The organism is Ruegeria sp., from assembly GCF_965221235.1.
In the GTDB taxonomy this organism is placed as follows: domain Bacteria; phylum Pseudomonadota; class Alphaproteobacteria; order Rhodobacterales; family Rhodobacteraceae; genus Ruegeria.
The window spans coordinates 3,082,086-3,095,929 of the sequence record NZ_CBDCRS010000004.1; the positions used below are offsets into that span (position 1 = coordinate 3,082,086).

Sequence of the window (13,844 nt, forward strand, 5' to 3'; positions counted from 1 at the left end):
CCATCCGAGAATGAAGGCGTCAGAAGGGGGCGTTGGGAGAATGAGGCGCGCGATCAATCTGAGGATTTCAACGGTCGAAAGAAAGCTTGGCGTAGTATATATCTCGGTTCGCAGAAAGCCTATGCGCTGCGGCCCGTTGCCGGACTCGTTTTGTTCACTTTCCCGAATGCATTGCGGCGCTGGTCCGCGCTGAGCTTTGCCAGAAATGCGGCGGTGGCCATCACAAGGCTCATATGCCGGTGCCAGCCATGCCAGGACCGGGCCTCGCAATGGTCCAGGCCCAGATCATCCTTTGCCCTGAGAAAACACTCTTCAATAGTCCAGCGCAGCCCGGCCGCAGCGGCCAGTTCCGCCAAGGTGGTATTGGCGGGCGCATAAGCGAAGTAATAGGCTATGGAAGCGCGATCATGACGGCTCCTGCGCGCCAGAACCCATTTGATAAACCCGTCTTTGGTCTGTTTACCGATGGGCAGACGCGCCCACTCGTAAAGGCGCGGTCCTTTCGCGCCCTCTCCGGCGGCAAGAGGTCGCCAGGCTTCGGGGCCCAGTTCTCCGGTCAGGGTGGCGGGATCGGTCTGGATGAGGTGATCGTCTTCGACAAGACGCAGTGTATGCGTGGACTTCACCGCCAATACATAGGACTGCCCGCGCTGCTCCAGCATGCGCCGGAACCCGCTGTCGGACCCGTAAACAGCATCGGCCAGCACAAAGGCGCAGGGGACACCTTCATCAAGGAGACGGGAAACCATCGCGCGAGCCATCTGCGGCTTGGTGGCAAATCCCACCTCCTGCGGGACATGAGCTTTGGCACGGCGATCCGGATCCTCCGCCCACGCCTTCGGCAGATAGAGTTGCCGATCGATCAGCGCATGACCCCAGCGGCTCGCATAAGCGGCAAATACCCCGATCTGACAGTTCTCTACCCGCCCCGCTGTACCCGAATACTGTCGGGCAACCCCAACCGAATGCTCGCCCTTCTTCAAAAAACCGGTCTCGTCCACAACAAGAACACCTTCAGGATCGCCAAGAATGTCAACGGCATATTTGCGAACAAGGTCACACAGCGCATCGGCGGACCAGGAAGAGCGCCCCAGCAGCGACTGTATCCGATACGGCTTGTCAAAACCGGCTTCTTCCGAAAGCATCCAGCCCGTCTTGCGTTCAGCCCCCGACAGCAAGCCGTCTATGAAGGCACCCGCTGTCCGGCGCTGTTCAATACGCCGGAAGGCCGGGGCAACAAAAGACTTCAATTCTTCCAGAGACTTGCGCCAGTCAACAAGCGTTTCCCTCCAGACCGAAACCGCCATCTCCAAAACCTCCCAATTACCAGATCACCAGTAATGAATCAGAGATCAAGTCAATGCGCAACTGTAGTACTAAAGCCTTTCGAGATTAGTTTGCAACATATCCTGCGGCCTTGAAGTAGTTCCAGCACTCTGTTGGATCGTAGAGATCGCAGATTGATCCGATAGCCTCGAAGACTTCGGTGAAGGTTCTCGCCCCGATCCGTCTCAAATGGGCTTTCAGTTTTGAGAAAGCTAGTTCGATGGGGTTCAGGTCGGGCGAGTATGGTGGCAGGTAGAGAAACCAACATCCATGGTCACGCAGGGCCTGTGCTGCCTCTTTGTTCCGGTGCGTGGCTAGGTTGTCGAGGATGACGACAGTGCCGGGCGCTATTTCCTTGACGAGGACTTCTCGGATGTAGGCGGCGAATGCCGGGCCATCCATTGCGCCCTTGATGACCCACGGCGCGATCAACGCGTCCTGAGTCAGCCCCGCGATCAGCGTCTGTGTACCCCAACTGCCAAACGGCGCGTCCATGGTCAGCCGTTCTCCTTGAGGTGCCCAGCCACGGAGCCGGGTGAGGTTCGTCTTTACCGCCGTTTCGTCGATGAACACCACGCGGTCCGGCATTCGGGCGATGGCTGGCGAACGATAAGCAGACCAATCGTCGCGCTGTCGTCTTACCTTGGCGCGACGGCGTTCGGTGGCCACCAGCGACTTTTTTTGTGAGTGAAGCCAAGGCGCTTCAACAATCCGGCAATGGCCGAATGATGAACAGTGATCCCCACAGCATCGGCAAGCGCATCGCGCAACTCGAAAAGGGTAATGTCGGGGTCTTGAGCTAACAACTCGCGGAAGAACCCGACATGGGGTGCCAACTTTCCGCTGCCCGGTGGACGCCCCATCGGGGCAATTTGGGCCGCGCCAGACGCGTGTATCTGGCGTCTCCAACGCGCACCGGTCGCGGCGGACACCTGAAGACGGCGCGACGCCTCCCTCCCTGACAGCCCTTCTTCGATCAAGCGCGCAAAACGATCTCGTAGTTCCTTTGGCAACGGTGCTGGCATATTCCTGATCCTCCCAAAAAGGGTGAATCACAAATCAAACCTCAGGGGAACCCTGCCGATTCAAACTTTGCTCGAAAAGCTTTAGGTCGATGTCTTGCGTCAGCGTGAAGTTCAGTGTTTGCGTGTAGAAGGCGATGGCGGAATCGTAGTCCGGCACCACGAGGGTGACGGCGTGCAGGGTCTGCTTCATGTGTGGTTAGCCCTTGGTCGGGTGGCGGTCCGGCAGCTGTATGTTGGCAACCTGTTCGGCAATCGGCGCTGTGGACAGCGGATGGTGATTGTTCTCTGTCAGATTGGTGGGATCGTCGATACGCTTCCAACCGCCCTGCATGTAGGCTTCGAGCCCAGAAAACCGCGCTTTGTAGCCCATCTTGGGGCTGCCCGGCACCCAGTATCCCAAGTAAACATAGGGCAGGCCGGCTTCGCGCGCGATGTCGATATGATCGAGGATCATATACGTTCCCAATGAGCTTTGGGGCTGTTCGGGGTCGTAGAACGAGTAAACCATGCTCAGCCCGTCATCCAGAACATCGGTCAGGCTGACCGCGATCAGATTGCCGGTTTCCGGGTCGGCATATTCAACTACGCGGCTGCGGATCGGGGTTTCCTCGATCATTGCGGCAAACTCGAACACGTCCATGTCAGCCATGCCGCCATCGGCGTGGCGGGAATCGAGATAGCGGCGGAACAGATCGTATTGCTCATCCGTGGCCCAGGGTGAATTGGCCCGGCGCTGCAGATAGGCGTTGCGCTTTGCTGCGCGTTTCTGGCTTTTGCTGGGCCGAAAGGCCGAGACGTCGATGCGCGCGGATAGACATGCGGCGCAATCGGTGCAAGAGGGGCGGTAAAGCACGTTTTGAGACCGTCGAAACCCCTGTTGTGACAAAGAGTTATTCAGCTGGTCCGCGCCTTCGCCTTGCAAGGCAGTGAACAGCTTCCTCTCCATCCTGCCCTCAAGGTAAGGGCAGGGCTGGGGGGCAGTCACATAGAATTGCGGCGCGATTGGCAGCGTGTGTCGCATGAAGGTCCCGTGTTTCCTGAAGTCGGATGATAACAACGGTTCCTTGAGCCGCCAAGTGATTCACGACGCTGATTTTTCACGCCCGCTGATTGATCATGACTGTTCCGAGGAACGAGTCCGTCAGGCCCTGGCAGCGTGCGCTGGTCAGCATCATGATGACCGACACGATCTGCACCACGAAGAAGGCCATGCTGATGAAATACCCGGCTGTATGGGCCACGGCTTTGCCCATATCCATGCGTGCGCCAAAGGCATCCCGCAGTTCGATTCCCATGAAGCGCATGCCCAGCGTGGCCGAGCCGTTGGCGATGGTGACGACCCGATAGACAAAGCTGATGACGCCGTAGATCAGCGGAAGGAAGATTATTCCCAAGCCTAATGTCAGAAAGACCGGGATTATGCACAGCAGTGAGATAAGGGCGATGTCAAAGAGCCACGCGACAAAGCGTTTGGTCGCCACCGACTGGTAAAACTCGGGCTGGCTGTCTGGATCGGGCAGGTGGGTCATGTCTTAATATCCGGAATTTGTTCGCAAATTTACCCTGTCCCGAAAGGTGGGACAGGGCAAGTCTGGATCAGGCGCGTTCGCCGTTTTCAGCCTCGTCGCGGTTTTCGCGGGCGCGTTCGTCCATGAATTGGTCGAACTCGGCCTTGTCCTTGGCTTCGCGCAGGCGGCGCAGGAAGGATTCGAAGTCTTTCTGCTCACGCTCCAGCCGGGCGAGGGTGTCAGCCTTGTAGGCGTCGAACGCGCTGTTGCCCGAGGGTTTCATGGCGCTCATGTGACTGTGCCAGGATTTGCGGCGGCTACAGGATTTGCTGAACATGCGTTTGCTCCAGATCATATAGGCCAAAAGGGCAAGGCCCACGGGCCAGAAGAAGATGAAACCAAGGACCATGGCGGCGATCCAGGCCCCTTTGCCTTTGTCGTCCATCCAGGCTTCGGCGCGGTAGAGCCATCCCGGGTTTTCAGGGACAGCGTGGTCGGACAGTGCAGTCATGTGTGGTCTCCGGGTTGATGTAAATTGTTTTCACATTGAATAGATGGGAAGTATCAGGCTGGTTGCAAGGGGTGATGTGAAAAAGATTTACATTGAGTGCAAGGCCCGAGTTCGGTTGACCTTACTTGGGGAACAAAGCAGGTTGCAAAAATGGCTGATGAAGAACGAAAAACTGCCCCGTCGCTTGAGGAAATACTGGATCTGGAAAAACAGGTTTGGACCGCTTTGGTCGAAGGGAACGCGCAAGCAGACCGGGCCTTATTGAGCGCAGACTTTCTGGGGGTGTATCCGACCGGATTTTCCAACCGGGATGACCACGTCAGTCAATTCGCCGACGCCCCGACAATGGCGCGGTACGAGTTGAGCGAGACCCGAATGCGGGTATTGAGCCCGGATACGGTGCTGCTGACCTACCGCGCGGACTACCAGCGTCCCGAAACCATGGCGTGGGAGGCGATGCTGATCTCTTCCTTGTGGGAGCGTCGCCTTGACGTCTGGGTCAACAGTTTCAGTCAGGACACTCCGTTGGAGGCTCAATGACTGGCCCGCTTTCCATCCACCGTGTTCCGCGTGCTTTCGATGCTTCTTTGGGTGATGAGGCGCTGAATTCGATATCGGGCGTGACTGGTGAACAAGGGGAACTGATCGCCGGGACAGCGGGGTCCAGCCCGTACCTTAAAGGGCTGATCGAGCGTGAGCGCGAATGGTTGCCTGAGGCTCTGCAACAACCCGATCAGGCGTTGGCCGATATTATGTCTCATGCGCGGGCCTTGCCTGCGGATCAGCTGAAACCCGGTTTGCGGCAGGCCAAGCGTCGTCTGGCGCTGCTGACCGCGCTGGCTGATCTGGCGGGGGCGTGGCCATTGGAGAAGGTGACAGCGGCGCTCACGGATTTTGGCGCGTTGGCCGCAGATGTGGCCGCCAAGGCCGAGATCGCGGCCTTGATCCGGCGTGGGAAGTTGCCGGGAATGACCGAGGGTGACGTTGAGACCGCCGCAGGGATGATCATTTTGGCGATGGGCAAGATGGGCGCGCATGAGCTGAATTACAGCTCGGATATCGACCTGATTGTGCTGTTCGACGAAACCCGCTTTGACCCGGATGACTTTTACGATGCGCGACAGGGAATGGTTCGCGCCACGCGGAACTTCTGTGCCACGCTCAGCGAAAAGACTGCCGATGGCTATGTCTTCCGTACCGACCTGCGCCTGCGCCCAGATCCTGCGGTCACGCCGGTTTGCCTGGCGGCAGAAGCGGCCGAACGGTACTATGAAAGCCTTGGCCGGACTTGGGAACGAGCGGCCTATATAAAGGCTCGCCCATGCGCAGGCGATCTGGGGGCGGGTCAGCGTTTTCTGGATGCGTTGCGACCCTTTGTCTGGCGCCGACATCTGGATTTCGCGGCCATTCAGGACGCCCATGACATGCGCCTGCGCATTCGCGAGAATAAAGGCACCGGAGGAGCGCTGACCATTCCGGGTCACGACATGAAGCTGGGGCAGGGCGGTATCCGTGAGATCGAGTTCTTCACCCAGACCCGCCAGTTGATTGCGGGTGGTCGCGACCCCGATCTGCGTGTGCGCGGCACCGTGCCGGGTCTGGCCGCGCTGGCCGAGAAAGGTTGGGTTCCGCAGGACGTTGCCGACAAGCTAACCGACCACTACCGCGCCCATCGCGAGGTCGAACACCGCATTCAGATGGTGCATGACGCCCAAACCCACAAGGTGCCGCAATCTGAGGACGGGATCGCAAGGGTCGTCTGTCTGATGGGGATCGACAGCGCCGAATTGACCGCCGACCTGACCCGGCGGCTGACCGAAGTGCATGAATTGACCGAGGGGTTCTTTGCCCCCGGCTCGTCGACGCCGGCTCCGACCAGAGAGGCCGAGTTTGATCAGAGTGTTCTTGCCCGCTGGCCCACCTATCCGGCGCTGCGTTCACAGCGGGGTGCGCGGATATTTGAAAGGTTGAAGCCCGAACTGCTCTCGCGCCTGTCGAAAACCGCGAAACCGGATGAGGCGCTGCTGGCTCTGGACGGTTTCCTGTCCGGCCTGCCCGCCGGGGTGCAATTGTTTTCCCTGTTCGAAGCCAACCCGCATCTAATCGACCTGCTGGTTGATATCGTTGGCACCTCGCACGCGTTGGCCGCGCATTTGTCGCAGAACGCTGCGGTTTTTGATGCGGTCATTGGCGGCAGCTTCTTCACGGATTGGCCGGGGCAAGCGATCTTACAGGCTGAGCTGGAAAAAGCGCTGGATCAGGAAGGCGATTATGAAACCCAGCTGGATTACGCGCGCCGTTGGTGCAAGGAATGGCATTTCCGCATAGGCGTGCATCACCTGCGCGGATTGATCGACGGGACGCAGGCCGGACAGCAATATGCCGAACTGGCCAGCGCGGTCATTGCTGCGATCCTGCCCTGTGTAACCGAGCAGTTTGCCAGAAAACACGGGCCTGCACCCGGGCGCGGCGCAGCGGTTCTGGGCATGGGCTCGCTAGGAGCGGGGCGGATCAACTCACAATCCGATCTGGACATGATCGTGATCTACGATCCGCTGGATCAGGACATGTCCGACGGCCCACGCCCTCTGGCCACGCGCACCTATTATGCGCGCTTCACACAGGCCCTGATCACCGCACTCTCGGCACCGATGTCGCAAGGTCGGCTTTATGAGGTCGACATGCGCCTGCGCCCTTCTGGTAATCAGGGGCCGGTAGCAACCAGTTGGGCCAGTTTTACCAACTACCAGCAGAACGAAGCCTGGGTGTGGGAACATCTGGCCTTGACGCGCGCGCGCGTGGTGGCGGGAGATGCCGCTCTGGCGGAGGATATCGAAGCATTCCGCACCGATCTGCTGTCACAGCCCGAGGATCAGGGGAAGGTTCTGCGCCAAGTGGCCGAAATGCGTGCGCGTCTTGCGGCGGCCAAATCTCCGGCGGGGATTTGGGATGCCAAGAACGGTGCAGGTCGGATGATGGATATCGAGTTGATGGCCGAAACCGGTGCGTTGTTGTCCGGTATTCCGCAGCGTGATGTCCATGCCGGTCTGGACGGTGCGGTCGCAGCCGCATTGCTGGACGTCGCTCAGGCGCAAACACTTAAGGACTGCTATGATCTATGCTGGTCTGTACAATGCGCCGCACGGCTTCTGTCGGGCAAGGTGATCGAGGCTGACAAAATCGGCGATGGCGGAGCGGCCTTCCTGTGCCGGGCGACCGGGTTCGAGCAGGTCGAACACTTGCAGGGCGCGCTACAAGACAGTTACACCGCTGCCGCTGACATCATCGGCCGCGTGATCGAAGGGGATGAGAATGCCGCGCAGTGATGATCCAAACGATCACAAGGGCCTGATCCGTGAGGCCTACAACATCGACGGCATTACGTTGAAGGAATGCCGGACCATCTTTCTGGACTGGGCGCTTAGCCTGCCCGCAGAACGTGATCAGACGCAGGCCCTGACCGATTTACACGCCCTCTATGCCACCCAAGAGGCCGACCATCCGATGACGCAAGTGCTGGCCGAGGGGTTGCAATCGGCCAAGGCTCCGAAACGGCGGGGCGGCTGGCGATCCCGTCCCCGCTAGGGCTTTCCCCCCGGCGCGTTCGCCTCTAATACGGCGTCATGACCCAAGCCACCGACCGTCCCCGTATCCGCCTGAAACCCAAAGCCAATGCGCGTGGCCTGCGCCACGGCTTCCCCTGGGTCTATGCCAATGACATCGTCACCGACCGCCGCACCCGCAAGATACCGGCGGGTGCCTTGGCTGTGCTTGAGGATGACAAACGTGCGCCCATTGCTCTGGTCGCGGTGAACCCCGAGTCAAAGATCATGTGCCGCGTGCTGGATCGTGATCTGGACGCCGAACTGGACTCCGAATGGTTCGAAACCCGGCTGCGTCGCGCCCTTGCGATGCGCGAGCGTCTGTTCGACGCGCCATTTTACCGCCTGATCCATGCCGAAGCAGATGGCTTTCCCGGTGTCATCATTGACCGTTTCGGCGATGCTTGTGTGATCCAGCCCAATGCCGCATGGGCCGAGGCGCATCTCGAAACCCTGACCAACGCGCTGACCAAAGTGACTGGTGTGACGACTGTGCTGAAAAACGCATCGGGCCGGACGCGGGGGCTTGAGGGATTGGATGATGTGAACCAGACCCTTCGGGGCACAACACCGGATGCGCCGCTGCCTGTGCCGATGAACGGTGCGACCTATATGGCCGACCTGACCGGCGGTCAGAAAACCGGGCTGTTCTACGACCAGCGCCCAAACCATGCTTTCGCCGCCCGGCTGGTGCAGCCGGATGCGCAGGTGCTGGATGTCTTCAGCCATGTGGGCGGCTTCGGTTTGGCAATGCTGGCTGGCGGCGCGGCGCAGGCTCTGTCCGTTGACGGCTCCGCCGCGGCTTTGGACCTTGCGACGCAGGGCGCGCAGGCTTCGGGCTTTGCCGACCGTTTACAAACCCGGCAGGGCGACGCCTTTGAGGTGCTGGCCAAACTGGGTGAAGAGAACGCTCAATTTGACGTGGTGATCTGCGATCCGCCCGCCTTTGCACCGTCAAAACAAGCACTGGATGCAGGGCTGCGCGCCTATGAACGTGTGGCGCGTCTGGCGGCGCCATTGGTGAAGCCGGGCGGCTACCTCGGCCTGTGTTCCTGCTCACATGCGGCTGATCTTGGACGGTTCCGCGACGCATCATCACGCGGCATCGGGCGGGCAGGGCGACAGGCCCAACTGATCCACACCGGATTTGCCGGACCCGACCATCCGCAACTGCCACAACTGGCCGAAAGCGGCTATCTCAAGGCGGTGTTCTACCGCCTATGAAAGCCGTTCTCGATACCTGCGTCATTTACCCGACTGTGATGCGGGAAATGCTGCTGGGCGCGGCCCGGCTGGGCCATTTCACGCCCATATGGTCCGCCCGCATCTTGGAAGAATGGGCCCGCGCCGCCCGCAAACTCGGCCCCGAGGGTGAAGCGCAGGCTCGCGGCGAAATCGCCCTGACACAAGCGAGTTGGCCCAAAGCCGAACATCCACCCGCACCGGGTACGGAACAACGCCTCTGGTTGCCTGACAGTGCTGATATCCACGTGCTGGCGATTGCCGTTGCAGCCTCGGCAGACGTCATCGTGACCGTCAATGCCAAGGACTTCCCCAAAAACATACTGGCGGAAGAGGGGCTTGACCGCCGCGACCCGGATGGTCTGCTGCACGGTTTCTGGCTGAACGACCCCGACGGTATGGCCGACATTGCCAATCGCGTGCTAACCGAGGCCAACCGGTTGTCCGGTGGCGAGTGGACCCTTCGCGCACTGATGAAAAAAGCCCGCTTGCCGAGACTGGGCAAAGCCCTGACGCAGTAGCGCGGTGAGCGCGTGAGGCTGGCCTCTCGCGTCCTGATCTAGCCTTCGGCACCCCAGCGCTGTTCCAGAGCCTCAAGCGCTGCAATGCGTTCATCGGTTTTTGGGTGGCTCATCAGCCAGGCTGGAACAACTCCGGCCCTTTGTTGTGTCAGGTCTTCCAACTTGTGAAACAGGGATTTCTGCGGACCGATCCCGATGCCTGCCTTGGTCAGCAATGCCGCGGCGTATTCATCTGCTTCGTATTCATCCCCACGTGACAGACGCGAGGCCAGAAGATGGGTCAGCATATTCGCAATCCACGCGCCGATGAACGGGATGAACCGGTTCAGCAGCATCATCAGTGCCGCCCGCAGTGCGTTCTGACCGGAAAAATCAATCATCCGCCGCCGCGCATGTCCCAATGCCACATGCCCAAGCTCATGCGCGATGACGCTGGCCATTTCCTCGGCCGAGACCTCACCGCTGCGGAATTTGCGATAAAAACCGCGGGTGATGAATATCCGGCCATCAGGTGCGGCCAGCCCGTTTACCGGGTCGATCTCATAGATATAGACCGGCACCCGGTCGATCCCCAGCGCGGCCGCAAGCCGGTCGGTCATGCGTTTAAGAGCCGGATCCGCCAATTCAGTCGATTTTGCATCCAGCTCGCGATGCGTGCGCCAAACGGAAACCCTGTACATGACAATGGCATAGGCAACGGCAAGCAGGATCGGAGTAAGGCGTAACATGCTCAAGATATGGGCCACAGCCGCAGGGCTGGCAAGGGTTAGAGGGGTAACGGTGCCGAGATGCCAGATACCTCAAAATCCCATTGGGCGGACCAGCCCGCCTTGGCGTGTGTCAGGATCAAATAGTTCCGTTCGGCAACATAGCGCAGCTTTTGGCCCGGAATGCGGCGAATGTGGATGGGGTGGCCGGGCAGGGGTGTCTCACCCACCGTGGCCAGCGCCCCGAGAACCCGCGCCCAGGCCTTGGGCGGAGCGCGGTGCGCAACGCCCGACGCCACCAGTTGATGCAGCAGCTTACCATGATCCAGCTTCATTTCGCCGCGCGTCGCAAGATGGATTTCACCGGATACCACAGTCACGTCCTGATCCGCAGGTGCTGCAATGCGTTGCATCAGCTCCAGCATATGAGCCCAGCTGTCGCGATGGGCGCGGCTTTGCCACTGGTCGCGCAGGTCGTCCTCGTATTTCTGCATCCGGGGCGTCAGCACCATCAGCAGCTCCAGCAAGGACAGCCGCGGCCCTAGCAGAGGCACACTGGACATCACCAGCGTGCGGCCCGGTGCCGGGGCCGCTGCCAGCCCCTCCATCCATTGCCAACCTCGTTTGCCCAACACCTCGCGCCGGGTCCGTTCCGAGCGCAAATCCGGCCCGATCAGCCGCAGACCCGGGGCCGCAACCGACCAGCCCAAATGCAGGCCTGAAGGATCGGCAAACCGCGCAGGCAGATCGCCCTCAACGGTGCCATGCTGGAACAGCAGCGCTGCCTCGCGGGCCATATCGAACAGCACCTGCCCAACCGGTGAATAGGTGCGCGACCGCCGCAGGGACCCCCAGCCGTCGCAGATGTCATGGTCGTCCCACTGCATCAGAGAGGGCACACGGGCCATCACATAGGCGACCTCGGGGGCCGTGTAATTGGCCAGATACCTCTCTAGAAACCCCTCGCGCAGATGAGAGCGCAAGTCCACAAGGTCGGCGCGCGCCGGGTCCGAGGGCAGATGATCTGGCCACCCATCGCTCAGCGGATGGCCCTGCGTGACTTCGTCGGCATAGACCTGATCCCCGCCATGCAACAGCAGCGAGAAAGGCGCGCGCCGATGCTCGTCTCCCATCCGGGCCCACATTGCATTGCGCTCGGTCCCGTCGCGGTCCATGTCGCCATGTTCCTCGCCGTTACAAGAGGCGTAGGCGATGCGCAGATCGGCGGTCAGGCCAGCGACGTTATATTCAGTGTCGTTCCAGCGATAGGAGGACTGGCGATCCGCAGGAAGCGTAAAGCGAACGCGATACACATCATGCGCCGCATACTCGGCCAATAGTTGTGGGGCGATGGTTTCGAAAGGCGTTTCGACGTGGCTTGGAGTGTCGCTTTTGGATGCAATAAACAGCGCGGCCAGATGCAACTGGCCATCGCGGATGTCATCAAGGATCAGAATCGGGCCGGTAGTCGGGGTCGCGCTGCTCATATTGCGTTGAGAGCTATGATGCTCTTGAATTGGTTTCAAGGCGTTCCCGCATACCGTGTGTCATCAACTTGGTTCTGTGAGGAAGTAAGGCAACCTATTCGATAACCGTAACCTGCGAAGGAAAGACTCCAAAGCTCGTTCCTCTTCCGTCTACCCTGATGGTAGTACCGGGTTGAAGCGTGCCGCGCAGGGATTGCGGCACCCTGCACAGGTCGTCCATTGCAAAAGGAAGACCTTCCAGCTTGATTGGACGTGTGCAATATTTGCTGTTGCCGCCGTCTGCGGCTAGGACCATGAAACTGGCCTCTGTATCTTTTCCGATAATCGCCGAAACGACCAACGGCCCGCCGACAGTGAATGCGGTGATGCCTACAAAAAACCCAAAGAACGGTGCAGCTACCACGACAAGGACAGTTTTTAACGGACCATTGGCTTTAGGGTTCTGAGCCAAGCCCTTGGGGGTGAACCAAAGGTAGATGAGACCTGTCGCGATCCCAAACACAACCGATGGCCAGAATGCTTGAGACACCCATTTGACCGTCGGAAGAAACTGATAGCCAAAAATAGAAGAAAAGATCGGTAACGCGCCAAGGAAGAGAGTTGAGAAGAAAAACACCGCAAACGGCTTTCTGAATTTCATGTCTTTTGTTTTATTCATTTGCATCAAATATTTGGTTGTATTTCTTGGTTTGAACTATGTGTCTTGCGATTTTGCGCGTTCGTCAAGTCACCGCGTCAATTCCCGCATCCCGTGTTCCAGCCCGGCCAATGTCATAGGCACCATACGGTCCTCGAAAATCTCGCGGATCATGCCGATGGAATGGGTGTAGTCCCAGTATTTCTCGGGCACCGGGTTGATCCACAGGTTTGACGCCCATTGCTCACGTGCGCGTTGCAGCCAGACCTGACCGGCTTCCTGATTCCAGTGTTCGTTGGCGCCGCCGGGATAGGCGATCTCATATGGGCTCATCGAGGCGTCGCCGACGAAAATGCACTTGTAGTCCGCGCCATAGGTCCGCAGCACCTCATGTGTGGGGGTCTGCTGGTCCCAGCGGCGGCGGTTGTCGCGCCAGACGCCTTCATAGAGGCAATTGTGGAAGTAGTAATATTCCAGATGCTTGAACTCGGTGCGGGCGGCCGAAAACAACTCCTCCACCACTTTGATATGCGGGTCCATCGAGCCGCCCACATCCAGGAACAGCAGAACCTTTACGGCATTGTGGCGCTCGGGCCGGGTCTGGACGTCCAGATAACCGTGTTCTGCGGTGGCGCGGATGGTGCCGTCCAGATCCAGTTCCTCGGCCGCACCCTCACGCGCCCAGCGGCGCAGGCGCTTCAGCGCAACCTTGATATTGCGTGTGCCCAGTTCAACTGTATCGTCTAAGTTCTTGAATTCGCGCTTGTCCCAGACTTTCACTGCACGCTGGTGGCGACTTTCCTTCTGGCCGATACGCACGCCTTCGGGGTTATAGCCATAGGCCCCGAACGGAGAGGTCCCGGCGGTGCCAATCCATTTGTTACCGCCCTGATGGCGGCCTTGTTGCTCGGCCAGCCGTTCGCGCAGTGTGTCCATTAGTTTGTCGAACCCGCCACGCGCCTCGATTTCGGCTTTTTCTTCCTCGGACAGATGCTTTTCGGCCATTTTGGCCAGCCAGTCGCCGGGGATATCGACCGCCTCAAGCACCTGATCGAAACTGATCTGTTCCAGCCCTTCAAAGCTGGCGGCAAAGGCGCGGTCGAATTTGTCGATGTTGCGCTCGTCCTTCACCATCGAGACGCGTGCGAGGTAGTAGAACGCCTCGACATCATAAGTGGCGAGGCCCTTTTTCATACCCTCAAGAAAGGTCAGGTATTCGCGTAAAGATACGGGAATGCCAGCTTTTCTGAGGTTTTCGAAAAAGGGCAGAAACATGGG

General features: G+C 59.4%; 15 protein-coding genes. 5 read left to right on the forward strand and 10 right to left on the reverse strand.

Annotated features, from left to right (window positions below; genetic code table 11):
• Positions 1-119: 119 nt before the first annotated feature.
• The 6 genes from ACOQOY_RS18665 to ACOQOY_RS18690 all read right to left on the reverse strand — a co-directional run bounded on the left by ACOQOY_RS18665 (position 120) and on the right by ACOQOY_RS18690 (position 4,370).
• Positions 120-1,307, reverse strand: coding sequence for an IS701 family transposase (locus ACOQOY_RS18665; RefSeq protein ID WP_420583698.1), 1,188 nt, complete (start codon positions 1,305-1,307; stop codon positions 120-122).
• Positions 1,308-1,392: 85 nt separating this feature from the next.
• Positions 1,393-2,351, reverse strand: a protein-coding gene (locus ACOQOY_RS18670) for an IS630 family transposase (protein WP_420583699.1) whose coding sequence is annotated in 2 segments (ribosomal slippage) — positions 1,393-2,007 and positions 2,010-2,351 — 957 coding nt in all. Because the reading frame shifts where the segments join, the coding sequence is not laid out codon by codon here.
• 34 nt (positions 2,352-2,385) lie between these two features.
• Positions 2,386-2,541, reverse strand: a complete 156-nt coding sequence (locus ACOQOY_RS18675; RefSeq protein WP_420586833.1) for a VOC family protein — start codon at positions 2,539-2,541, stop codon at positions 2,386-2,388.
• Between the two features lie 6 nt (positions 2,542-2,547).
• Positions 2,548-3,372 (reverse strand): arginyltransferase, encoded by an 825-nt coding sequence (locus ACOQOY_RS18680; protein WP_420586834.1) that lies wholly within the window; start codon positions 3,370-3,372, stop codon positions 2,548-2,550.
• Positions 3,373-3,448: 76 nt separating this feature from the next.
• Positions 3,449-3,880 carry an RDD family protein gene (locus ACOQOY_RS18685; RefSeq protein ID WP_420586835.1) on the reverse strand — a complete coding sequence of 144 codons (432 nt, stop codon included), beginning with the start codon at positions 3,878-3,880 and terminating at the stop codon, positions 3,449-3,451.
• Between the two features lie 67 nt (positions 3,881-3,947).
• Entirely contained in the window at positions 3,948-4,370 is a 423-nt protein-coding gene (locus ACOQOY_RS18690) for a DUF2852 domain-containing protein (RefSeq protein ID WP_420586836.1), read from the reverse strand.
• Between the two features lie 150 nt (positions 4,371-4,520).
• Here ACOQOY_RS18690 and ACOQOY_RS18695 point away from each other — a divergent pair, with 150 nt between their 5' ends.
• From ACOQOY_RS18695 to ACOQOY_RS18715, 5 genes are read left to right on the forward strand one after another with little or no spacing between them, the layout of a single operon-like run.
• Complete coding sequence (locus tag ACOQOY_RS18695; RefSeq protein WP_420586837.1) at positions 4,521-4,910, forward strand: DUF4440 domain-containing protein; 390 nt, start codon at positions 4,521-4,523, stop codon at positions 4,908-4,910.
• Entirely contained in the window at positions 4,907-7,696 is a 2,790-nt protein-coding gene (locus ACOQOY_RS18700; RefSeq protein WP_420586838.1) for a glutamine-synthetase adenylyltransferase, read from the forward strand. Before ACOQOY_RS18695 ends, ACOQOY_RS18700 begins: the two co-directional genes overlap by 4 nt.
• Positions 7,683-7,955 carry a hypothetical protein gene (locus tag ACOQOY_RS18705; RefSeq protein WP_420586839.1) on the forward strand — a complete coding sequence of 91 codons (273 nt, stop codon included), beginning with the start codon at positions 7,683-7,685 and terminating at the stop codon, positions 7,953-7,955. Before ACOQOY_RS18700 ends, ACOQOY_RS18705 begins: the two co-directional genes overlap by 14 nt.
• A gap of 38 nt (positions 7,956-7,993) precedes the next feature.
• Positions 7,994-9,196, forward strand: coding sequence for an RSP_2647 family RNA methyltransferase (locus ACOQOY_RS18710; protein WP_420586840.1), 1,203 nt, complete (start codon positions 7,994-7,996; stop codon positions 9,194-9,196).
• Positions 9,193-9,735 (forward strand): RSP_2648 family PIN domain-containing protein, encoded by a 543-nt coding sequence (locus ACOQOY_RS18715; protein ID WP_420586841.1) that lies wholly within the window; start codon positions 9,193-9,195, stop codon positions 9,733-9,735. Before ACOQOY_RS18710 ends, ACOQOY_RS18715 begins: the two co-directional genes overlap by 4 nt.
• A gap of 38 nt (positions 9,736-9,773) precedes the next feature.
• Here ACOQOY_RS18715 and ACOQOY_RS18720 read toward each other — a convergent pair whose 3' ends face one another.
• From ACOQOY_RS18720 to ACOQOY_RS18735, 4 genes are all read right to left on the reverse strand, one after another.
• A complete protein-coding gene (locus ACOQOY_RS18720; RefSeq protein WP_420587278.1) occupies positions 9,774-10,463 on the reverse strand; it encodes a M48 family metallopeptidase in 690 nt (229 codons plus the stop codon).
• A gap of 38 nt (positions 10,464-10,501) precedes the next feature.
• Positions 10,502-11,929, reverse strand: a complete 1,428-nt coding sequence (locus ACOQOY_RS18725; protein WP_420586842.1) for an alkaline phosphatase D family protein — start codon at positions 11,927-11,929, stop codon at positions 10,502-10,504.
• Between the two features lie 94 nt (positions 11,930-12,023).
• Positions 12,024-12,587 (reverse strand): hypothetical protein, encoded by a 564-nt coding sequence (locus tag ACOQOY_RS18730; protein WP_420586843.1) that lies wholly within the window; start codon positions 12,585-12,587, stop codon positions 12,024-12,026.
• A 69-nt stretch (positions 12,588-12,656) separates the two neighbouring features.
• Positions 12,657-13,841 carry a vWA domain-containing protein gene (locus ACOQOY_RS18735; RefSeq protein WP_420586844.1) on the reverse strand — a complete coding sequence of 395 codons (1,185 nt, stop codon included), beginning with the start codon at positions 13,839-13,841 and terminating at the stop codon, positions 12,657-12,659.
• Positions 13,842-13,844: the final 3 nt, after the last annotated feature.